The organism is Citrobacter sp. Awk 4 (genome assembly GCF_028069725.1).
In the GTDB taxonomy this organism is placed as follows: Bacteria; Pseudomonadota; Gammaproteobacteria; order Enterobacterales; family Enterobacteriaceae; genus Citrobacter_D.
In genome coordinates, this window is record NZ_JANEWG010000009.1 from 51,300 (window position 1) to 71,216 (window position 19,917).

A 19,917-nucleotide genomic window follows, 5' to 3' on the forward strand; every position below is an offset into this window, starting at 1 on the left:
TCAGCGTTTCTGCGTCATAAAGCGGCGACGCTGATCGTTATCCATAAAGGTCCAGGCAATAAAGCGACTCTGCTTTTGCCCCTGGGCCATCTCTTTTTTAACGACCTTGACCGCGCCAACATCCGTTAAAGCACGATACAGCGGGGGTAAATTCTCACCGCGCGAGACCAGCGTGGTAAACCACATCACCTGACGACCAAATGCCTGGCTCTCAGCGATCATCTTTTTGATGAACACCACTTCGCCGCCGTCACACCATAACTCCTGCTGCTGCCCGCCAAAATTCAGCGCATCGTCTTTATCCTGCCCGAGGTTTCGGCGTTTACGCTCGCTGCCGGCACGCGCAGAGGCGGCCGAATCATGGAACGGTGGGTTACACAGGGTGGCCTCAAACTGTTCATTTTTATGAATAATACCGTTGAAGATCGCCGCAGGATCTTTTTGTCGACGCAAACGGATCATTCGGGTTAGCCCCGGATTGCTTTTAATAATCGCCTGGGCGCTGGCGAGCGCCTCTTCACTGGTTTCGCTTCCGGTAAAACGCCAGCCATATTCATGCGCCCCAATCAGCGGGTAAATACAGTTCGCCCCCACGCCCACGTCCAGTACGCTCGCCGTGGTCGGAATGGTTCCCGTCGTCTCACCGAGCAGATCCGCCAGATGGTGAATATAATCCGCGCGCCCCGGTACCGGTGGACACAAAAAACCGTCAGGAATATCCCAGCTCGTCACGGCGTAGAAATGCGCTAACAGCGCTTTGTTCAACGCCTTTACCGCCAGCGGGTTGGCAAAATCAATGCTTTGTTCGCCGCCTGGCGTACGAACGAGGAATTGCGCCAGCTCTGGCGTGACCTGGCATAGTGTCGCGAGATCGTATCGACTGTGGTGACGGTTACGGGGGTGTAATCCCGGTTTCTGGGGGGACATGGCATTCTCCTTTTAACAGCGGCGTAAGATACCCGTATAACGCAACGCGGTAAACATGCTTAAGCGGCGAAAACCTTTGTGACCGCAGGCGGTTATCGACAAAACGCATAAATTTTACTGCCAGAGCCACCAAAATAAGCAAGATTTATGTCGTTGATTTGTCAATATACGTCAACATATATCGTTCAAAAAATAAGCAGATCTTCATCAATTTTTTGCGTTAATTGTCGTCCTCTGACGTCCTAAACTTATCAGGCACTACCTGTTGTTTCTCAGAGGAAGTCATCATGAAAAAATGCCTCACTTTACTTGCAGCCACCGTACTTACCGGCCTGACGTTTGCCTCATTTGCCGCACAGCCCATCACCAGTCCAGAAACCGGACAGCTAAGAGCGTCTGGTACCGTTTCTGCCTCAGGGGCGACTAACCTGAGCGATCTGGAAGATAAACTGGCTGAAAAAGCGCGTGAGCAAGGCGCGAAAGGGTTTGTGGTTAACTCCGCAGGCGGTAACAATCAGATGCACGGCACTGCAACCATCTACAAATGAAGCTGTTTCCTGCTCAACTGCATTCGTCCCGGATGCAGTTTTCCTTTTCTCCCCTGTCTTATCGCTTCTTCAATTTTTCGCTCAATTTGCAAACACCATGGGTGAATTTCCAGTTGAACGTCTACAACCTGTTTGATACTGACTACGTCTCTTCGATTAACAAGAGCGGATACCGTTATCATCCGGGTGAACCGAGAACCTTCCTGCTCACAGCCAATATGCATTTCTGATTGGTATCAAGTGGGGCCCCGGCCCCACTTTTCGGAGAATCGCACATGATGTATCACATTCCGGGCGTTTTAACGCCGCAAGGCGTCGCGCAATGTCGCCAACAACTCGAGCAGGCTGACTGGATCGATGGCCGGGCAACCGCTGGCGCTCAGGGCGCTCAGGTTAAAAATCACCAACAGGTTAATACTGATAGCAACTGTATATCGCTTTGCAGAAGGCGGTACTGTCAGCCGTCAACCAGAACGTCCTGTTTTTCTCTGCCGCCCTGCCGAAGACGCTCTCCATGCCGTTGTTTAACCGCTATCAGGATAATGAAACCTATGGTTTTCACGTTGATGGCGCAGTACGCAGCCATCCGGAAAACGGCTGGATGCGCACTGACCTTTCCGCCACCTTATTCCTGAGTTCACCGGAAAGCTATGACGGCGGGGAGCTGATCGTTAACGATACCTACGGGCAGCATGCGGTGAAGTTACCGGCCGGAGATTTGGTGCTGTATCCCTCCAGCAGTCTGCATTGCGTCACTCCCGTCACGCGGGGCGTTCGCGTTGCATCATTTATGTGGGTCCAGTCGATGATCCGCGATGATAAGAAACGCGCCATGCTGTTTGAGCTGGATAAAAATATCCAGTCGCTTAAAAGCCGCAACGGCGAAAGTGAGGAGATCCTCTCTTTGCTCAACCTCTAGCATAACCTGCTGCGTGAATGGTCTGAGATCTGAAAAGACGCCGTCTTGACGATGCGATGATTGTCCCCACATTCACTACAATTACCCTATGAAATGAATGTGGAGGTGGCGGCTTATGGCATCCGGATGGGCAAATGACGACGCGGTGAATGAACAGATCAACAATACTATTGAAGATGCTGTCGCGCGCGTGCGTGGGGAATTACCCCAGGGTGAAAGTCTGTATGAATGCGAAGAGTGTGGCGAAACAATCCCCGACGCCCGACGCAAAGCGGTTCCGGGCGTCAGATTATGCATTGCCTGCCAGCAGGAGAAAGATTCAATAAATGAAACTTTTTCAGGATATAATCGTAGAGGATCGAAAGACAGCCAGTTACGTTGACTTATCTTTACTGAAAACATCGCACGATGCGTATTCCTTTACGCTCACGGTTTTTGACGACCTGCGTAGCAAAATGTGCCGTCATCCTTCGCTCTGTAAACAGCAACAACAAGAACTGTAAATGCCTAATCTGAATTGATTAATAATCAATAAGTTATTTGTCATTCAGTATTTTTGATTGATGCCGTCAATTCTATTCGATTTTATCTCTCGCCAAAAAACGTGATACTTGTCACATCGACGGAACATCGTCTTACGAACAAAATAACCTGCGAGAGATTAACAATGAAAACGATCAAATATGCTGTTGCCGCTATCGCTCTGTCTGGACTGTCATTTGGCGTATTCGCTGCCGAACCGGTGACGGCCGCTCAGGCACAAAACATGAATAAAATCGGTGTGGTTTCTGCTGAAGGAGCCACCACTCTGGATGGACTGGAAGCGAAACTGGCTGAGAAAGCCGCTGCTGCTGGCGCAAGCAGCTATAGCATTACCTCCGCATACAGCAACAACAAAATGAGCGGTACTGCGGTTATCTACAAATAATTTTCTGTCTGTATGCCTACAGACGCCCTGCACCAACCCTCATAGACCTGTGTTACCCTTTGTTTGCCCGTCCGCCACTGGACGGGCTTTTTTTTGCCTGAATCCGTTAAAAACTCTGACCGACGCGCGCCAGACCTTCGGTCAGCGTTTCAACCTCGCCCGTTGCCACCAGACAGCAAGCCATCTGAATTTTTAACGAGTCGGGAACCGGTTCGCTTCCCGCCAGACAACGCTCAATCCAACGCGCCGTGGTTTCAGGATCTTTCGCGGCAGGGAGTGGGACCGGCTCTTCAGGCATCTCGCGTTGACGATCCTGGAGCACCTGCACTCCACGCTTATCGATCAAGCTAATTTGCGGGCAGCGTTGCGGATTGGCATACACTTCCCCCTCGGTGCCATGCATCAGCAAACTGCGACCGCCAATGTCACCAAAAAATTTCGCCACACGCGGGACGTATTCCGGATGCGAAACGCTGGCAAGACGTAAGGCCGCGTCTTCTGCAAACGGCGTCGCCAGCTTCGCCAGCGTGTGCGCACTGTTACGCACCCCCATTCGCCAGCGCATCGCCAGCTGTTTTTCCAGCGGCGGGCACAGTGTGCCGACAGGAATAAACACCGGCTGGTGCCCGTCGAGTTTTGCCTGCGCCTGACCGGCATGCAGGGTCGGCGTAATTCCCATCATTTCAAAAATGGTTTCGGTCAATACGCGGGTCGGATCTTCGCTCACCCCGTGAACCACCACCGGGAAGCCCAGTTTACGCAGCAGAATAGCCAGCAGCGGCGTCAGGTTTGCCTGCTTACGCGCGCCGTTATAACTGGGGATCACGATAGGCATGGGTTTTGCCACCGGCGGCGTCAGACGAAGAGTGTGCTTCTGCATCGCTTCATAGAAGCCCAGCATCTCGGCCACGCCCTCGCCTTTAATGCGCAGCGCAATCAGTACGCCGCCCATTTCCAGGTCAGGAACGTCACCGTTTAACATATGGGTATACAGACCGCGTGCGGTATCCTGGTCCAGGTCACGGGCATGATTTTTACCTCGCCCAACCTCTTTGATGATTTTGCGGTAATCCATCGAAAACTCCTTGCGGGGTGCGCACACCACATTAGCGCCGTCTGCGGCGAGTCGTTTTTGCTTTTGTTTTTACTATAACGTCTGGCACGACAGGTTGCTCTATTGGAAAAATGGGTAACGCATTCAGTAAACGCTTCCCGTAATTTTTGGTCAACAGACGCTTGTCGTAAATCACCACTTCCCCCCAGCAGCCGTGGCTACGGATTAATCGCCCCACCTGTTGGATCAAATTAAACGACGCACTGGGCAAACTCTGCACTTCAAAGGGATAACGATTCAGGCTTTTCAGCCACTCCCCTTCGGTGATGACCACCGGACTGTCGATAGGCGGGAAAGCAATTTTGTGAATATGAACCTGGGTGAGTAAGTCGCCTTTCAGATCCAACCCTTCCGCAAAGGATTGCAGACCCACCAACACGCTGCGTTCGCCATTTTCCACCCGCTTGCGATGCAACTCCACCAACCGGTATCGCGGCTGATCGCCCTGAACTAACAACAGCAGACGTAAGTCCGTGACATGCTCAAGAAACCGTTGCATCGCCCTGCCGCTGGCGAACAGTACCAGCATGCCGTGGTGCTTTTTGCTCTCAAGCGCCTGCCGAAAATAGGCCGCCATCTCCGCAATATGCTGCTCTTCGTTGTCTATTGACGGCTCATACTGCATCTGCGGTATGACGATTTTCCCCTGTTCAACATGGTTGAATGGCGAGTCGAGGGCCACGAAACGGTCGCCCGCTTTCTCCTTCAGTCCGCTCATCTCCTGCAAGCGAGAGAAACTGTTCAGCGACCGTAGCGTGGCTGATGTCACCACAATGTGCGGCACGCTACGCCAGAGCAGCCTTTCCAGCTGATCGCTAACGCGGATCCCGACGCAGTGAAACCAGACATGCATCTGCCCGTCGCGCACCTCGCGGGTGGTCCATTTGGATACCGGCGCACCGGACGCCTGCGCCAGCGACGCCAGACGCCACAGCTTGCTTTGCGCTTCGAACATGCCCAACGCGCGGTTCATCTGCAAAATCACCCGGTGCAGACGTACGATGTCGTGGGTCCCGGTTTTTTCGCTGAGATCGTTGAGAAACAGTTCCGCCAGCCCACGCAACATTTCGGTGAGTTTCGCCAGCCGCTGGCAAATTTCCATCACCTCTGCGGGCAATTCGCCCATGGCGAAGCGATGCTCCGCCTCCTGGGTGGCGGGCATGTAAAGATTCAGAATCGCGTTCAGCGAGGCAATCAGTTCGTACAACTCTTCGCAGTGCGCGTTCAGACGCTCGGGGTTAGCCAGCGGCGGCGCGGTTTTTGGCCGAAATTGTTCCAGACAGGTCGCAACCAGTTTGGTAAACAGATCGAGTTGCAGGCGATACCAGGGCGCCGTGATTTCAGCACTCATTTCCAGCGCATCGCGCGCAACATCGGGCAGATGATGCCCTTCATCCAGCACCAGCAGCAGATTTTTCGGGTCCGGTAAGACCGCTTCGCTCTCCATTGCCGCCATCACCAGCGCATGGTTTGCCACCACCACTTCGGCTTCCTGAATCTCACGGCGCGCCACAAAGAACGGACATTCGCGGTAATAGTGGCAGTTACGGTTGAGGCAACTGGCTTTGTCGGTGCTCAGACGCTGCCACAATGAATCATCAATGGCGATATCGGTATGATCGCGTAAACCATCCCACTTGTAGCTGTCCAAATCGCCCTTCAGCCGGGCACAGCGCTTTTGCTCTTCCTGAGTGTTCGGTGTGAGTTCGTCGTCAAGAAACGCCAGCAGATCCTGTTGGTTAGGTTCGGTGCTGGCCAACGCCGCCAGATTGCGCGGGCACACATATCGCCCGCGTCCAAATGCGGCGGTAAAACGGAGATCAGGGATAATTTTTCGCAGCAGGGGAAGGTCTTTGCTGTAAATCTGATCCTGCAAGGCGACGTTGGCGGTACTCACCACCAGCGTTTTTTGTTCTTCGCGGGCGATAGCGATACCCGGGATCAGGTACGAGAGGGTTTTCCCGACGCCGGTCGGCGCTTCAATCGCCAGATGCCGTCCGTCTTCCCCGGCCAGTGTTTTAGCGACATCAGCAATCATCTGCCGCTGCGGCGCACGGGGAATAAAGTCGGGGATCTGTTCCTGAAGCGCCTTATACCAGGCAGCAATTTGCGCTTTTAGCGCAGCCGTCAATGCCATGAGAAAACCTGAAATACTGTATAAACAGCCACTATTGTGGCACTTTCCTGAACGGGTCGCAAAAAGAAAAACCCGACCATTTGGTCGGGCTTCCCGTTGACTGGATTATTCTGCCGACGTCAGTCGGCGCGGGCGGCGTGGCGGGCGCGGTTTATCACCTGCCGGTTTCGCATCACCGAGTCGGCGTGAAGGTTTGGCCGCGGATTTTGGCGCCCCGCCTTCAGAACGACGCGGTTGTTGCTGACCACGGCCTGCTCCACCCTGACCTTGCCCCTGTGAAGAGCGGCCACGACCGCCGCCGTTGCCGTTACCACCACGCTGCTGGCGACCATTTTGAATCGGCTCCGCTTTAATGGAAGGGTCCGGCTCATAGCCCGGCAGCGCGATACGCGGGATCTCTTTTTTCAGCAGCTTTTCGATGTCACGCAGCAGCTTGTGTTCATCCACACAGACCAGCGACAGCGCTTCACCGGTTGCCGCAGCACGCCCGGTACGACCGATGCGGTGGACGTAATCTTCCGGTACGTTCGGCAATTCATAGTTCACCACGTGCGGCAGCTCTTCAATGTCCAGGCCACGCGCCGCGATATCCGTGGCGACCAGCACCCGAATGTCGCCGGATTTAAAATCAGCCAGCGCACGCGTACGCGCCCCTTGCGATTTATTGCCGTGGATGGCCGCGCTACGAATGCCGTCTTTATTCAACTGCTCCGCCAGATGGTTGGCGCCATGTTTGGTGCGGGTGAAGACCAGCACCTGTTGCCAGTTACCCTGACCAATCATCTGCGAAAGCAGTTCACGTTTGCGTTTCTTATCAACAAAATGGACGTGCTGTGTTACCTGATCGGAGGCGGTGTTACGTCGCGCAACTTCGATTTCCAGCGGATTACGCAGCAATTTTTCAGCAAGCGCTTTGATGTCGTCGGAGAAGGTTGCGGAGAACAGCAGGTTTTGACGCTTCGGCGGCAATTTCGCCAATACGCGACGAATGTCGTGGATAAAGCCCATATCCAGCATGCGGTCAGCTTCATCCAGCACCAGAATTTCAATCTGATCCAGTTTAACGGCGTTTTGATGTTCCAGATCGAGCAAACGGCCAGGGGTCGCCACCAGCACGTCTACGCCGCCACGCAGTTTCATCATCTGCGGGTTGATGCTGACCCCACCGAAGACCACCAGCGAGCGAATGTTCAGGTATTTGCTGTAATCCCGCACGTTCTCGCCAATTTGCGCGGCCAGTTCGCGGGTTGGGGTCAAAATCAACGCACGTACCGGGCGACGCCCCTTAGCATGAGGTTGATTGGAAATAAGATGCTGCAACAGCGGCAGCGTAAAGCCCGCTGTCTTACCCGTACCCGTTTGCGCACTGGCCATCAGGTCGCGGCCTTGCAGCACCGCAGGGATCGCCTGCTGCTGGATAGGGGTGGGTTCACGGTAGCCCTGCTCTGCAACGGCGCGCAAAATATCAGGATTTAAACCCAGGGAATCAAAAGACATAACTACTCCGAACCGCCCCGACCGTTCCCGGTGTAGTTTTCAGGGAGATACACGCAAAAGAGATGACAAAAACCACAATGTCATGAAGGGGCGGAGTGTAGCAGTTTTTGTGACGTACCGCATAAATTATCCCGGAGCATACAGAAAACAAAATAAAGCCCCTGACTGGACAAGCGGAAAAATCAGTCATAATGTTAATCAATCGATTGATTAATACTTAGGTCACGCCATGAATACTTCGACCATGACGACCAAAGGTGAGCAGGCAAAGAGCCAGTTGATTGCCGCTGCCCTTGCGCAGTTCGGTGAATATGGCCTGCATGCCACCACCCGGGATATCGCCGCACAGGCCGGGCAGAATATCGCCGCCATTACCTACTATTTTGGCTCAAAAGATGACCTCTACCTTGCCTGCGCCCAGTGGATTGCCGACTTTATTGGCGGGCAGTTTCGTCCCCACGCCGAGGAGGCGGAACAGCTCTTCGCCCAGCCGCAGCCCGATCGCGATGCAATGCGCGAGCTGATTCTGCGCGCGTGTAAGAACATGATTATGCTGTTAACGCAGGAAGACACGGTGAATCTCAGTAAATTCATCTCGCGCGAACAGCTCTCGCCAACGGCGGCCTATCTACTGATACACAATCAGGTGATCGCCCCACTGCATACCCATCTCACAAGGCTGATTGCGGCCTATACCGGCAGTGATGCCGACGATACACAAACCATTTTGCACACCCACGCTCTGTTAGGTGAAGTTCTGGCGTTTCGTCTGGGAAAGGAAACGATCCTCAAGCGCACGGGCTGGTCGCAATTTGATGAGGAAAAAACCGCGCTGATTTACCAGACGATCACCTGTCATATCGATCTCATTCTGCAAGGTTTAACGCAAAGGAGTCTGGACTCATGAAGAAACCCGTCGTTATCGGACTGGCCGTGGCGGTGATTGTTGCCGTGATTGCCGGTGGAACGTGGTGGTACCAAAGTCGTCAGGATAACGGGCTGACGCTGTATGGCAATGTGGATATTCGCACCGTCAATTTAAGCTTTCGCGTCGGCGGCCGACTCTCTTCACTGGCAGTTGATGAAGGTGATGCCATCACCTCCGGGCAGGTGCTGGGCACGCTCGATAAAGCGCCCTATGAAAACGCATTAATGCAGGCCAAAGCGGGCGTCTCAGTTGCACAGGCACAGTATGACCTGATGCTGGCAGGCTATCGCGATGAAGAGATAGCCCAGGCCGCCGCCGCCGTAAAACAGGCGCAGGCCGCCTTTGACTATGCGCAGAACTTTTACCATCGCCAGCAGGGATTGTGGAAAAGCCGCACTATTTCCGCCAACGATCTGGAAAACGCCCGTTCATCCCGTGACCAGGCACAGGCAACGCTGAAATCGGCGCAGGACAAACTGAGTCAGTACCGCACCGGTAACCGCCAACAGGATATCGCCCAGGCGAAAGCCAGCCTTGAACAGGCGCAGGCGCAACTGGCGCAAGCCGAACTCAATTTGCAGGATACCGCACTGGTCGCCCCCTCTGACGGGACGCTGTTAACCCGCGCCGTGGAGCCGGGCAGTATGTTGAATGCCGGCGGCACGGTTCTCACCCTCTCGCTGACGCGTCCAGTCTGGGTTCGCGCTTACGTCGATGAGCGCAACCTGAGCCGGGTACCGCCTGGACGGGAGATTTTGCTCTATACCGATGGTCGTCCCGATAAGCCTTATCACGGCAAAATCGGCTTTGTCTCGCCGACCGCAGAATTCACCCCGAAAACTGTCGAGACCCCGGACCTGCGGACCGATCTGGTCTATCGCCTGCGCATTGTGGTAACGGACGCCGATGATGCGCTACGCCAGGGGATGCCTGTAACGCTGAAGTTCGGTGACGAGGCGCGGCATGAATGACGCCGTCATTACGCTAAACGGACTGGTTAAACGCTTTGCGGGAATGGAAAAGTGCGCCGTGGCGCCGCTCGACTGCACGATTCACGCGGGCTATGTCACGGGGTTGGTTGGGCCGGACGGTGCCGGGAAAACCACCCTGATGCGAATGCTGGCGGGGTTACTGAAGCCTGACGGCGGCCAGGCTTCGGTGATTGGTTTTGATCCGATTCGCGACGACAGCGCGCTGCATGCCGTGCTCGGTTATATGCCGCAAAAATTTGGCCTCTATGAAGATTTGACCGTCATGGAGAACCTGAACCTCTATGCCGATCTGCGCAGCGTCACCGGCGAGGCGAGGAAAAAAACCTTTGCGCGTCTGCTGGAATTCACCTCGCTCGGCCCGTTTACCGAAAGGCTCGCCGGTAAGCTCTCCGGTGGGATGAAACAGAAACTGGGGCTGGCCTGTACGCTGGTCGGCGAGCCAAAAGTTTTGTTGCTGGATGAACCTGGCGTCGGCGTGGACCCAATTTCACGGCGCGAGCTGTGGCAGATGGTGCATGAACTGGCGGGCGACGGAATGCTGATCCTGTGGAGCACCTCGTATCTCGATGAAGCCGAACAGTGTCGCGACGTGCTGCTGATGAACGAAGGTGAACTTCTCTATCAGGGCGAACCGACGGCACTGACGCAAACCATGGCGGGCCGCAGTTTCTTAATCAGCAGTCCACAGATCAACAACCGCAAGCTGTTGCAACAGGCGTTAAAACTGCCGCAGGTCAGCGATGGCATGATTCAGGGGAAATCCGTTCGTCTGATCCTGAAAAAAGGGGCCACGGCGGACGATATTCGCCGCGGTAATGGGATGCCGGAAATCGCGATTGATGAAACTCAGCCTCGCTTTGAAGATGCGTTTATTGACCTGCTCGGCGGGGCGGGTACATCAGAATCCCCGCTGGGCGCGATCCTGCATACGGTGGAGGGAACGCCCGGCGAGACGGTGATAGAAGCAAAGCAACTGACCAAAAAGTTTGGTGATTTTGCCGCGACCGACCAGGTGAATTTTGCCGTCAAGCGCGGGGAGATTTTTGGCCTGCTCGGACCCAATGGCGCGGGGAAATCCACCACCTTTAAAATGATGTGCGGTCTGCTGGTGCCGACCTCTGGTAAAGCGCTGGTCCTGGATATGGATCTGAAAGTCAGCTCGGGCAAAGCGCGTCAGCATCTGGGCTATATGGCGCAAAAATTCTCCCTCTACGGCAACCTGACGGTGGAGCAGAACCTGCGTTTCTTCTCCGGTGTCTACGGCCTGCGGGGGCGCGCGCAAAACGAAAAAATTGCGCGGATGAGCGAAGCATTTGGTCTGAAAAGCATTGCGTCGCATGCCACTGACGAACTGCCTCTGGGGTTTAAACAGCGCCTGGCGCTGGCCTGCTCGCTGATGCACGAACCGGATATTCTCTTTCTTGATGAACCGACCTCAGGCGTAGATCCCCTCACCCGCCGCGAATTTTGGCTGCATATCAATAGCATGGTCGAAAAAGGTGTGACGGTCATGGTCACCACTCACTTTATGGATGAAGCGGAATATTGCGACCGTATTGGGCTGGTGTATCGCGGGAAGTTGATCGCCAGCGGCACCCCGGATGATCTAAAAGCGCAGACCGCCGACAACGACACGCCGGACCCGACGATGGAGCACGCCTTTATCACGCTCATTCACGAATGGGATAAGGAGCATACGCATGATTAACACCGTACTCTCCTGGCGCCGGGTGCGCGCCCTGTGCGTCAAAGAAACGCGCCAGATCGTTCGCGATCCCAGTAGCTGGCTGATTGCGGTGGTGATCCCCCTGCTGTTGCTGTTTATTTTTGGCTACGGCATCAACCTCGATTCCAGCAAACTGCGGGTGGGGATCCTGCTTGAGCAGCAGAGTGAAGAGGCGCTCGACTTTACGCACACCATGACGGGCTCACCCTACATCGACGCCACCATCAGCGATAATCGTCATGAGCTTATCGAAAAGATGCAGGCCGGGCGCATTCGCGGTCTGGTGGTGATCCCGGTCGATTTCGCCCAGCAAATGGCGCGAGTCAATGATACCGCCCCGATTCAGGTGATCACTGACGGCAGCGAGCCGAACACCGCCAATTTTGTACAAGGCTATGTCGAGGGGATCTGGCAGATCTGGCAAATGCAGCGGGCGGAGGATCGCGGAGAAGAATTTAAACCGTTGATTGACGTACAGACCCGCTATTGGTTTAACCCTGCCGCCATCAGCCAGCATTTTATTATCCCGGGGGCAATCACCATCATTATGACGGTGATCGGCGCCATCCTCACTTCACTTGTGATCGCGCGCGAATGGGAACGCGGCACCATGGAAGCGCTACTTTCCACCGAAGTCACCCGCGTTGAATTGCTCCTGTGTAAGCTGATCCCTTATTACTTCCTCGGGATGCTGGCAATGCTGCTGTGTATGCTGGTCTCGGTGTTTATTCTCGGCGTACCCTATCGCGGTTCGCTATTGATCCTGTTTTTTATCACCAGCCTGTTTTTACTCAGCACACTGGGGATGGGATTACTCATCTCGACCATTACCCGTAACCAGTTTAACGCCGCCCAGGTGGCATTGAACGCCGCCTTTTTGCCTTCGATTATGCTGTCGGGGTTTATCTTCCAGATCGACAGCATGCCCGCGGTGATCCGCGCAGTGACGTACATCATTCCGGCGCGCTATTTCGTCAGTACCCTGCAAAGCCTGTTTCTGGCCGGTAATATCCCGGTGGTGCTGATGATCAACGTCCTGTTTTTAATCGCGTCGGCAGTCATGTTTATTGGTCTGACGTGGCTCAAAACCAAACGTCGGCTGGATTAGGGAGAAGAGCATGTTTCATCGCTTATGGACGTTAATCCGCAAAGAGCTGCAATCGCTGCTGCGCGAGCCGCAGACCCGCGCAATCCTGATTTTGCCGGTACTGATTCAGGTTATTCTGTTTCCTTTTGCCGCCACGCTGGAAGTCACTAACGCCACTATCGCCATTTATAACGAAGATAACGGCAAGCATTCGGTCGAGCTAACCCAACGTTTTGCCCGCGCCAAAGCCTTTACGCACATTCTGCTGCTCAATAGCCCGCAAGAGATCCAACCGACCATCGATACCCAAAAAGCGCTGTTGCTGGTGCGCTTCCCGGCGGATTTCTCGCGTAATCTGGATACCTTCCAGCAGGCGCCGATGCAGTTGATTCTGGACGGGCGTAACTCCAACAGCGCGCAAATCGCGGCCAATTATTTGCAGCAGATCGTCAAAGATTACCAGCAGGAATTGATGGACGGTAAGCCCAAACCCAACAACAGCGAGCTGGTCGTCAGAAATTGGTACAACCCGAATCTGGACTATAAATGGTTCGTGGTGCCGTCACTGATCGCCATGATCACCACCATTGGCGTGATGATTGTGACCTCGCTTTCCGTGGCCCGCGAGCGCGAACAAGGGACGCTGGACCAACTGTTAGTTTCCCCTCTGACCACCTGGCAAATTTTCATCGGCAAAGCCGTTCCTGCGCTGATCGTTGCCACCGGCCAGGCCACTATCGTGCTGGGCATCGGTATCTGGGCGTACCAAATTCCCTTTGCCGGTTCACTGGCCCTGTTCTATTTCACGATGGTGATTTACGGTTTGTCACTGGTCGGTTTTGGGTTGTTGATCTCGTCACTGTGCGCCACCCAGCAACAGGCGTTTATCGGCGTGTTTGTCTTTATGATGCCGGCGATTTTGCTCTCGGGGTACGTTTCCCCGGTCGAGAATATGCCCGTCTGGTTGCAGAATTTAACGTGGATAAACCCTATCCGCCACTTTACGGATATCACCAAGCAGATTTACCTGAAGGATGCGAGTCTGAAGATTGTCTGGGGAAGTTTGTGGCCGCTACTGGTCATAGCAGCCACAACGGGATCAGCGGCGTATGCGATGTTTAGACGCAAAGTGATGTAACTTTTTCTCTTTCGTCAGTAACGAAACTACAGCGGGTCCGGCAAGGATTGCCAGCCCCGCAAAAGCCAACAATACGTTGTTTTGTAAAACACGAGACAACAACCACAGCACAATCATTGCCGCGCCGAAATACCAGGTTGTGGTCAACTCTTCCAGTACATCCGCAACGTCACGCCAGCGCTGTTCATGGTGGCGTTGTAACGCCAGCATCAGCAAAACCGTCACGCCGTAAACCACGCACAGACCGAGACCCACGTGTACCAGTGTACCGCTCATCCAGCCCATCACCAGCAACGCCACTACCAGTAAATGCAACATAATCTGCCAGCAACTGAGACCCGTTGCGACACGAACACGTTGTTGCCACCTCATGGCTAATCTCCTGAAGGATTTTTGTCTAATTACTCAGAGTACCGGACTTTACGGAAAATTCTGTAAGACCGCATCTTTTTGTGACGACGACTACACTATTTTTATTCAGGAAAGTGATGCAAACAGGAGAATTATGCCCGGACAAACGCAGCGATTTTCACTCAACGTGCTCACCCTCAATACCCATAAAGGTTTCACGGCGTTTAACCAGCGTTTTATTTTACCTGAGCTGCGGGAGGCGGTGCGGACCGTCGGCGCGGATATTGTCTGTCTGCAGGAAGTGATGGGTGCCCATGACGTACACTCCCTGCACATTGCAAACTGGCCGAAGACTCCCCATTACGAGTTTCTCGCCGATACCTTGTGGAATGATTTCGCTTACGGGCGTAATGCTGTTTACCCGCAGGGACATCACGGCAACGCTGTACTCTCGCGCTATCCCATTGAATATGATGAAAACCGTGACATCTCCGTTGGCAACAGTGAAAAACGTGGCGTGCTTTATTGCCGCATTATGCCGCCACAGTTAAGCCGCCCAATCCACGTTATGTGTGTACATCTGGGCTTGCGAGAAGCCCACCGCCAGGCGCAGCTCACCATGCTGACCGACTGGGTGAACAGCCTCCCCCCAGGCGAGCCGGTGATTGTCGCCGGAGATTTTAATGACTGGCGACAACAGGCTAACCGTCCGTTAAAGACCCGTGCCGGTCTGGAGGAGATCTTCACCCGCGCCCACGGTCGCCCGGCGCGAACGTTTCCGGTGCGCCTGCCGTTACTGCGCCTTGATCGCATCTATGTCAAAAACGCCAACGCCAGCGCCCCCACGGCGCTACCGCTGCATCACTGGCGACACTTATCTGACCATGCGCCTCTGAGTGCGGAGATTCATCTATGAAATGCGGCTGGCGTGAAGGCAATCAGATTCAGCTCCTGGAGAACGGCGATCAATATTACCCTGCCGTGTTTGACGCCATTGCCCAGGCGGAGCAGAAAATCATTCTGGAAACCTTTATCTGGTTTGACGATGAAGTGGGAAGACAACTGCACGCGGCCCTGCTCAATGCCGCCCAACGTGGCGTACACGCCGAAGTGTTGCTGGACGGGTACGGCTCCCCGGATCTCAGCGACGCTTTTGTTGAAGAGCTGACGGCGGCGGGGATTATTTTTCGCTATTACGATCCCCGCCCTCGCCTGCTGGGGATGCGCACCAATCTGTTTCGCCGGATGCACCGAAAGATTGTGGTGATCGATGCCCGAGTCGCCTTTGTTGGCGGGATTAACTACTCTGCGGAACAGATGTCCAACTATGGCCCCGAAGCCAAACAGGATTACGCCGTTCGGGTGGAAGGGCCGATTGTGGAGGATATTCTGCAATTTGAGCTGGAGAACTTGCCGGGGCAACGCGCGGCACGCCGCTGGTGGCGACGCCATCATCGCGCGGAAGAAAACCGTCAGCCGGGCGAAGCGCAGGCGCTGTTTGTCTGGCGCGATAATGACGAACACCGCGACGATATCGAACGTCATTATCTGAAAATGCTCACTCAGGCAAAACGCGAAGTGATGATTGCGAACGCCTATTTCTTCCCCGGTTATCGCCTGCTGCATGCAATGCGCAACGCGGCCCGACGCGGTGTGCGGGTAAAGCTTATCGTGCAGGGTGAACCCGACATGCCGATAGTCAAAGTCGGCGCGCGACTGCTCTACAACTATCTGGTCAAAGGCGGCGTACAGATTTTTGAATATCGCCGTCGCCCTCTGCATGGCAAAGTGGCATTGATGGATGACCACTGGGCAACCGTAGGTTCCAGTAACCTCGACCCACTCAGTCTGTCGCTCAATCTGGAAGCGAACATCATCATTTATGATCGGACATTTAACCAGACGTTGCGCGACAATCTCAGCACAATCATTACCGATGATTGCAAACAGGTTGATGAATCGATGTTGCCTAAACGCACCTGGTGGAATCTCACCAAAAGCGTGCTGGCGTTCCACTTTTTACGTCACTTCCCCGCGCTGGTCGGTTGGCTTCCGGCCCATACTCCGCATCTGGCGCGGGTTGAACCCCCAGCCCAGCCAGCGATGGAAACTCAGGACCGGGTGGAAGCGCAAGATACAGGGGGAAAACCCTAATGGCGAAATCACATACGCGATGGCGGCGGGCTAAAAAAATCCTCACCTGGCTGTTTTTTATTGCTGTTATCGTGCTGCTGGTGGTTTACGCCAGCAAAGTTGACTGGACCGACGTCTGGGAGGTTGTCCGCGACTATAACCGGATTTCCCTGGCAGGCGCTGTCGGACTGGTGATCGTCAGCTACTTACTCTACGGCTGTTATGATTTGCTCGCGCGCCTCTACTGTGGGCATCGACTGGCAAAACGGCAGGTGATGCTGGTCTCTTTCATCTGTTACGCCTTCAATCTGACCCTCAGTACCTGGGTTGGCGGTATCGGGATGCGTTACCGACTTTATTCCCGTCTCGGCCTACCGGGTAGCACAATCACACGGATTTTCTCACTCAGCATCGCCACCAACTGGCTGGGTTACATCGTGCTGGGAGGCGTGATCTTTACCTTTGGCGTGGTGCAACTGCCTGACCACTGGTATGTCGATGAAAATACGCTACGTGTTCTGGGCGTGGCGTTGCTTTTGATCATTACGTTGTATCTATGGTGCTGCGCCTTTGCGAAGCATCGCCATCTCACCATCAAGGGACAAAAGCTGGTGTTGCCCTCCTGGAAGTTCGCCCTCGCACAGATGGCCATTTCCAGCCTTAACTGGATGGTAATGGGGGCAACCATCTGGCTGTTAATGGGGCAGTCCGTCAACTATTTCTTTGTCCTTGGCGTGCTACTGGTGAGCAGTATTGCGGGCGTCATTGTGCATATTCCGGCAGGAATAGGGGTACTGGAAGCCGTTTTTATCGCTCTTCTCGCGGGAGAGCACACCTCTCAGGGCGCGATTATCGCCGCCCTGCTCGCCTGGCGAGTGCTCTATTATTTTATTCCGCTACTGCTGGCGCTTTTCTGTTATCTGGTTCTGGAGAGTCGGGCGAAGAAATTGCGGGCCAAAAACGAGAAGGCGATGGCGAAGTGATTTTTGCCGGATGGCGTTCAGGGCGAACGCCATCCGGCACAACAGCCATTAACGGCGATTACCGAAAATACGCAGCAACATCAGGAACAGGTTGATAAAGTCCAGATACAACGTTAATGCGCCCAGTATGGAGTACTTGCGCAGATTAGCGCTGTCACGGACGTCGATCTGCTCGCCCATGTTTTTCAGCTTTTGCGTGTCGTACGCGGTCAGTCCGACAAACACAATCACCCCGATATAGGTTACTGCCCACATCAACGCCTCACTTTTCAGCCAGAAGTTGACCAACGATGCCAGAACGATACCAATCAGCGCCATAAACAGCATGTTGCCGAAACCGCTGAGATCGCGCTTAGTGGTGTAACCGTACAGACTCATCGCGCCAAACATGCCGCCCGAAACCACAAAGGTGCTGGCGATGGAAGAGTAGGTATAGACGATAAAAATGCTCGACAGCGTTAACCCGGTCAGCGCGGAGTAAAGCATAAACAGCGTGGTCGCCATCCCGGCGCTGAGTTTATGCACCATCGCAGACAGCACAACCACCAACCCAAGCTGCGCGATAATCAACCCAAAGAAGGTGATTTTGCTGGAAAAGATAAACATCATCAGTTCAGGCGTATTGGCGGCATACCACGCGATAAACGCCGTCAGCAGTAGACCGCAGGTCATCCAGCCATAGACTTGCGCCATGTAGGTTTGCAGGCCGGAACGCGCCTGAACGATAGAATCGGATCGTGGAAATCGGTCCATGATAATCTCCTGGTTGAAAGTGATACCTGTCACTAAGCGTATCACATTATCTCACCAGCGTTTCGCCGCCTGTTGATCGCTATCACGCGCTTCGACCCAGCGGTCGCCCTCCGGCGTCGCCTCGCGCTTCCAGAACGGCGCTCGCGTTTTCAGATAATCCATAATGAACTGTCCGGCTTCAAACGCGCTGCTACGATGCGCGCTGGTCACACCGACAAAGACGATTTCATCGCCTGGCCACAGCTCGCCGATACGATGAATTACCGTCACACGCCCCAGCGGCCAACGGCTACGCGCCTCGTCGACAATATCCGCCAGCGCCTTTTCCGTCATGCCTGGGTAGTGCTCCAGCGTCAGCGCCTTTACGCTGTCGCCGAGATTATGATTGCGGACTTTCCCGGTGAACGTGACGACGGCGCCGTCTTCATCGCGTTCCGCCAGCCAGGGATACTCTTCCCCCACGCTAAACGGGGCAGGCCCCACCACAATTCGCGTTTCAGCCATCTCAGCCTCCCGTCACGGGCGGGAAGAACGCCACTTCATCACCGTCGACTAACGGCTGATCAAAGCTGACTAATGTCTGGTTAACCGCCGCCAGCAATTTGCCATCTTCCAGCGCCAGCGCCCAACGATCGCTTTGTGCCGCCAGATGCTGACGCAGCGCGTCCACCGTGGCGAAGCTGGCTGGCAGTTCCAGCGCATCGATATTGACCAGTTCGCGCACCTGCGCGAAGAAAAGCACCTTAATCATGGGCATCCACCTTGAAATCTCCCGACTTACCGCCGCTTTTCGCCAGCAAGCGTACCGGGCCAATCACCATGTCTTTTTGCACGGCTTTGCACATGTCGTAGATGGTCAACGCCGCAACAGACGCCGCGGTCAGCGCCTCCATTTCCACACCGGTCTTCCCTGTCAAACGGCAGACAGATTCGATACGCACACGGTTGTGCTCCGGTTCAGCCTGCAGTTGTACTTCCACTTTGCTCAACAGCAGCGGATGGCACAGAGGGATCAGCTCCCAGGTGCGTTTGGCGGCCTGAATTCCGGCAATACGGGCGGTCGCAAAAACGTCGCCTTTGTGGTGACTGCCAGAGATGATCATTTCCAGCGTTTCGCTATGCATCGTGACGAAAGCTTCCGCGCGCGCCTCGCGAACGGTTTCCGCTTTGGCGGAGACATCCACCATGTGCGCTTCGCCAGCGGCGTTAATATGGGTCAGTTGCGACATACTTATTTCTTCAAATGAGGGTGAAAATTGCACGGACGCGTGCGGGCATCCAGCTGCGGCGCAATAATATTGTCCCACGCGGTGCGACACGCTTTGGTAGAACCCGGCATGGCGAAAATCAGTGTTTTGTTGGCCACGCCAGCCACCGCGCGAGACTGCAGCGTTGCGGTGCCAATCTCTTCAAAAGAGAGCATACGGAACACTTCGCCAAACCCTTCAACTTCCCGGTCAAACAGCGGCAGTAACGCCTCCGGTGCCTGGTCGCCTTCAGTCAGCCCGGTCCCGCCGGTTATCAGCACCACCTGCACGTCGTCGCTGGCAATCCAGGCGGAAACCTGGGCACGAATGGCGTAACGGTTTTCTTTGACGATGGCTTTATCGACCACTTTATGGCCAGCGTCCAGCGCGGAATCACGCAGAAAATGGCCTGACGTGTCATCTTCTTCGCCGCGACGGCTGGAAATCGTAAGAATAGCGATACGGGTTGGGATAAATTCAGTACTTACCTGACTCATCTGAAATCTCCT

Annotated in this window: 21 protein-coding genes and 2 pseudogenes; 13 read left to right on the plus strand and 10 right to left on the minus strand. The window is 54.6% G+C overall.

Annotated features, from left to right (window positions below; genetic code table 11):
* Positions 1 to 927: a 23S rRNA (adenine(1618)-N(6))-methyltransferase RlmF gene (gene rlmF, locus NNO04_RS05580; protein WP_271443836.1), complete on the minus strand. Its 927-nt coding sequence runs from the start codon at positions 925 to 927 to the stop codon at positions 1 to 3.
* A 287-nt stretch (positions 928 to 1,214) separates the two neighbouring features.
* Here rlmF and mcbA point away from each other — a divergent pair, with 287 nt between their 5' ends.
* The 5 genes and pseudogenes from mcbA (at position 1,215) to ybiJ (ending at position 3,322) form a co-directional block, all read left to right on the plus strand.
* The gene (mcbA, locus tag NNO04_RS05585) at positions 1,215 to 1,475 is read left to right on the plus strand and encodes a DUF1471 family periplasmic protein McbA (protein WP_271443837.1); all 261 of its coding nucleotides are present in this window, start codon (positions 1,215 to 1,217) and stop codon (positions 1,473 to 1,475) included.
* Positions 1,476 to 1,576: 101 nt separating this feature from the next.
* A pseudogene (locus NNO04_RS05590) lies at positions 1,577 to 1,705 on the plus strand (hypothetical protein); the annotation flags it as partial.
* Between the two features lie 45 nt (positions 1,706 to 1,750).
* A pseudogene (ybiX, locus tag NNO04_RS05595) lies at positions 1,751 to 2,394 on the plus strand (PKHD-type hydroxylase YbiX).
* A 115-nt stretch (positions 2,395 to 2,509) separates the two neighbouring features.
* Positions 2,510 to 2,776, plus strand: a complete 267-nt coding sequence (locus NNO04_RS05600) for a DksA/TraR family C4-type zinc finger protein (protein ID WP_271443838.1) — start codon at positions 2,510 to 2,512, stop codon at positions 2,774 to 2,776.
* 285 nt (positions 2,777 to 3,061) lie between these two features.
* Positions 3,062 to 3,322, plus strand: coding sequence for a DUF1471 family protein YbiJ (gene ybiJ / locus NNO04_RS05605; protein WP_162383370.1), 261 nt, complete (start codon positions 3,062 to 3,064; stop codon positions 3,320 to 3,322).
* 106 nt (positions 3,323 to 3,428) lie between these two features.
* Here the strand turns inward: ybiJ and ybiB are convergent, their stop codons facing one another.
* From ybiB to rhlE, 3 genes are all read right to left on the minus strand, one after another.
* Complete coding sequence (gene ybiB / locus NNO04_RS05610) at positions 3,429 to 4,397, minus strand: DNA-binding protein YbiB (protein WP_271443839.1); 969 nt, start codon at positions 4,395 to 4,397, stop codon at positions 3,429 to 3,431.
* 31 nt (positions 4,398 to 4,428) lie between these two features.
* Positions 4,429 to 6,573: an ATP-dependent DNA helicase DinG gene (gene dinG / locus NNO04_RS05615; protein ID WP_271443840.1), complete on the minus strand. Its 2,145-nt coding sequence runs from the start codon at positions 6,571 to 6,573 to the stop codon at positions 4,429 to 4,431.
* Between the two features lie 105 nt (positions 6,574 to 6,678).
* On the minus strand, positions 6,679 to 8,070 hold the full coding sequence (gene rhlE / locus NNO04_RS05620; protein WP_271443841.1) for an ATP-dependent RNA helicase RhlE: 1,392 nt from the start codon (positions 8,068 to 8,070) through the stop codon (positions 6,679 to 6,681).
* Between the two features lie 229 nt (positions 8,071 to 8,299).
* On the opposite strand from rhlE, the gene cecR reads away from it, so the two are divergent.
* From cecR to NNO04_RS05645, 5 genes are read left to right on the plus strand one after another with little or no spacing between them, the layout of a single operon-like run.
* The gene (gene cecR, locus NNO04_RS05625) at positions 8,300 to 8,977 is read left to right on the plus strand and encodes a transcriptional regulator CecR (protein WP_271443842.1); all 678 of its coding nucleotides are present in this window, start codon (positions 8,300 to 8,302) and stop codon (positions 8,975 to 8,977) included.
* Positions 8,974 to 9,969, plus strand: a complete 996-nt coding sequence (gene hlyD / locus NNO04_RS05630) for a secretion protein HlyD (protein WP_271443843.1) — start codon at positions 8,974 to 8,976, stop codon at positions 9,967 to 9,969. The genes cecR and hlyD overlap by 4 nt, the downstream gene beginning before the upstream one ends.
* Positions 9,962 to 11,698, plus strand: coding sequence for an ATP-binding cassette domain-containing protein (locus tag NNO04_RS05635; RefSeq protein ID WP_271443844.1), 1,737 nt, complete (start codon positions 9,962 to 9,964; stop codon positions 11,696 to 11,698). The genes hlyD and NNO04_RS05635 overlap by 8 nt, the downstream gene beginning before the upstream one ends.
* Positions 11,691 to 12,824: an ABC transporter permease gene (locus tag NNO04_RS05640; RefSeq protein WP_271443845.1), complete on the plus strand. Its 1,134-nt coding sequence runs from the start codon at positions 11,691 to 11,693 to the stop codon at positions 12,822 to 12,824. The genes NNO04_RS05635 and NNO04_RS05640 overlap by 8 nt, the downstream gene beginning before the upstream one ends.
* Positions 12,825 to 12,834: 10 nt before the next feature.
* Complete coding sequence (locus NNO04_RS05645; RefSeq protein ID WP_271443846.1) at positions 12,835 to 13,941, plus strand: ABC transporter permease; 1,107 nt, start codon at positions 12,835 to 12,837, stop codon at positions 13,939 to 13,941.
* On the opposite strand, the gene NNO04_RS05650 is transcribed toward NNO04_RS05645, so the two are convergent.
* The gene (locus tag NNO04_RS05650) at positions 13,903 to 14,313 is read right to left on the minus strand and encodes a YbhQ family protein (protein WP_271443847.1); all 411 of its coding nucleotides are present in this window, start codon (positions 14,311 to 14,313) and stop codon (positions 13,903 to 13,905) included. The two genes, NNO04_RS05645 and NNO04_RS05650, sit on opposite strands and share 39 nt — an antisense overlap.
* 133 nt (positions 14,314 to 14,446) lie before the next feature.
* Here NNO04_RS05650 and NNO04_RS05655 point away from each other — a divergent pair, with 133 nt between their 5' ends.
* Genes NNO04_RS05655 through NNO04_RS05665 form a run of 3 tightly spaced genes read left to right on the plus strand, consistent with a single transcriptional unit; the run spans position 14,447 to position 17,408 of the window.
* Positions 14,447 to 15,208, plus strand: a complete 762-nt coding sequence (locus tag NNO04_RS05655) for an endonuclease/exonuclease/phosphatase family protein (RefSeq protein WP_271443848.1) — start codon at positions 14,447 to 14,449, stop codon at positions 15,206 to 15,208.
* Positions 15,205 to 16,446 carry a cardiolipin synthase ClsB gene (gene clsB / locus NNO04_RS05660; protein ID WP_271443849.1) on the plus strand — a complete coding sequence of 414 codons (1,242 nt, stop codon included), beginning with the start codon at positions 15,205 to 15,207 and terminating at the stop codon, positions 16,444 to 16,446. The genes NNO04_RS05655 and clsB overlap by 4 nt, the downstream gene beginning before the upstream one ends.
* A complete protein-coding gene (locus NNO04_RS05665) occupies positions 16,446 to 17,408 on the plus strand; it encodes a lysylphosphatidylglycerol synthase domain-containing protein (protein WP_271443850.1) in 963 nt (320 codons plus the stop codon). Before clsB ends, NNO04_RS05665 begins: the two co-directional genes overlap by 1 nt.
* Positions 17,409 to 17,456: 48 nt before the next feature.
* Here NNO04_RS05665 and NNO04_RS05670 read toward each other — a convergent pair whose 3' ends face one another.
* From NNO04_RS05670 to moaB, 5 genes are read right to left on the minus strand one after another with little or no spacing between them, the layout of a single operon-like run.
* Positions 17,457 to 18,161, minus strand: a complete 705-nt coding sequence (locus NNO04_RS05670) for a Bax inhibitor-1/YccA family protein (RefSeq protein WP_271443851.1) — start codon at positions 18,159 to 18,161, stop codon at positions 17,457 to 17,459.
* Between the two features lie 51 nt (positions 18,162 to 18,212).
* On the minus strand, positions 18,213 to 18,665 hold the full coding sequence (gene moaE / locus NNO04_RS05675) for a molybdopterin synthase catalytic subunit MoaE (protein WP_162383384.1): 453 nt from the start codon (positions 18,663 to 18,665) through the stop codon (positions 18,213 to 18,215).
* A gap of 1 nt (position 18,666) precedes the next feature.
* Positions 18,667 to 18,912, minus strand: coding sequence for a molybdopterin synthase sulfur carrier subunit (moaD, locus tag NNO04_RS05680; protein WP_271443852.1), 246 nt, complete (start codon positions 18,910 to 18,912; stop codon positions 18,667 to 18,669).
* Positions 18,905 to 19,390 carry a cyclic pyranopterin monophosphate synthase MoaC gene (gene moaC / locus NNO04_RS05685; protein WP_271443853.1) on the minus strand — a complete coding sequence of 162 codons (486 nt, stop codon included), beginning with the start codon at positions 19,388 to 19,390 and terminating at the stop codon, positions 18,905 to 18,907. Before moaC ends, moaD begins: the two co-directional genes overlap by 8 nt.
* A gap of 2 nt (positions 19,391 to 19,392) precedes the next feature.
* A complete protein-coding gene (moaB, locus tag NNO04_RS05690) occupies positions 19,393 to 19,905 on the minus strand; it encodes a molybdenum cofactor biosynthesis protein B (protein WP_162383387.1) in 513 nt (170 codons plus the stop codon).
* Positions 19,906 to 19,917: the final 12 nt, after the last annotated feature.

Bases quoted from the DNA above. Each gene is read 5' to 3' on its own strand.
- cecR (WP_271443842.1), top strand. From the start codon at position 8,300: ATGAATACTTCGACCATGACGACCAAAGGTGAGCAGGCAAAGAGCCAG.
- NNO04_RS05655 (WP_271443848.1), top strand. From the start codon at position 14,447: ATGCCCGGACAAACGCAGCGATTTTCACTCAACGTGCTCACCCTCAAT.
- NNO04_RS05665 (WP_271443850.1), top strand. From the start codon at position 16,446: ATGGCGAAATCACATACGCGATGGCGGCGGGCTAAAAAAATCCTCACC.
- ybiJ (WP_162383370.1), top strand. From the start codon at position 3,062: ATGAAAACGATCAAATATGCTGTTGCCGCTATCGCTCTGTCTGGACTG.
- mcbA (WP_271443837.1), top strand. From the start codon at position 1,215: ATGAAAAAATGCCTCACTTTACTTGCAGCCACCGTACTTACCGGCCTG.
- rhlE (WP_271443841.1), bottom strand. From the start codon at position 8,070: ATGTCTTTTGATTCCCTGGGTTTAAATCCTGATATTTTGCGCGCCGTT.
- NNO04_RS05600 (WP_271443838.1), top strand. From the start codon at position 2,510: ATGGCATCCGGATGGGCAAATGACGACGCGGTGAATGAACAGATCAAC.
- clsB (WP_271443849.1), top strand. From the start codon at position 15,205: ATGAAATGCGGCTGGCGTGAAGGCAATCAGATTCAGCTCCTGGAGAAC.
- moaC (WP_271443853.1), bottom strand. From the start codon at position 19,390: ATGTCGCAACTGACCCATATTAACGCCGCTGGCGAAGCGCACATGGTG.
- NNO04_RS05635 (WP_271443844.1), top strand. From the start codon at position 9,962: ATGAATGACGCCGTCATTACGCTAAACGGACTGGTTAAACGCTTTGCG.
- NNO04_RS05650 (WP_271443847.1), bottom strand. From the start codon at position 14,313: ATGAGGTGGCAACAACGTGTTCGTGTCGCAACGGGTCTCAGTTGCTGG.
- hlyD (WP_271443843.1), top strand. From the start codon at position 8,974: ATGAAGAAACCCGTCGTTATCGGACTGGCCGTGGCGGTGATTGTTGCC.
- ybiB (WP_271443839.1), bottom strand. From the start codon at position 4,397: ATGGATTACCGCAAAATCATCAAAGAGGTTGGGCGAGGTAAAAATCAT.
- moaE (WP_162383384.1), bottom strand. From the start codon at position 18,665: ATGGCTGAAACGCGAATTGTGGTGGGGCCTGCCCCGTTTAGCGTGGGG.
- NNO04_RS05670 (WP_271443851.1), bottom strand. From the start codon at position 18,161: ATGGACCGATTTCCACGATCCGATTCTATCGTTCAGGCGCGTTCCGGC.
- NNO04_RS05645 (WP_271443846.1), top strand. From the start codon at position 12,835: ATGTTTCATCGCTTATGGACGTTAATCCGCAAAGAGCTGCAATCGCTG.
- dinG (WP_271443840.1), bottom strand. From the start codon at position 6,573: ATGGCATTGACGGCTGCGCTAAAAGCGCAAATTGCTGCCTGGTATAAG.
- moaB (WP_162383387.1), bottom strand. From the start codon at position 19,905: ATGAGTCAGGTAAGTACTGAATTTATCCCAACCCGTATCGCTATTCTT.
- rlmF (WP_271443836.1), bottom strand. From the start codon at position 927: ATGTCCCCCCAGAAACCGGGATTACACCCCCGTAACCGTCACCACAGT.
- moaD (WP_271443852.1), bottom strand. From the start codon at position 18,912: ATGATTAAGGTGCTTTTCTTCGCGCAGGTGCGCGAACTGGTCAATATC.
- NNO04_RS05640 (WP_271443845.1), top strand. From the start codon at position 11,691: ATGATTAACACCGTACTCTCCTGGCGCCGGGTGCGCGCCCTGTGCGTC.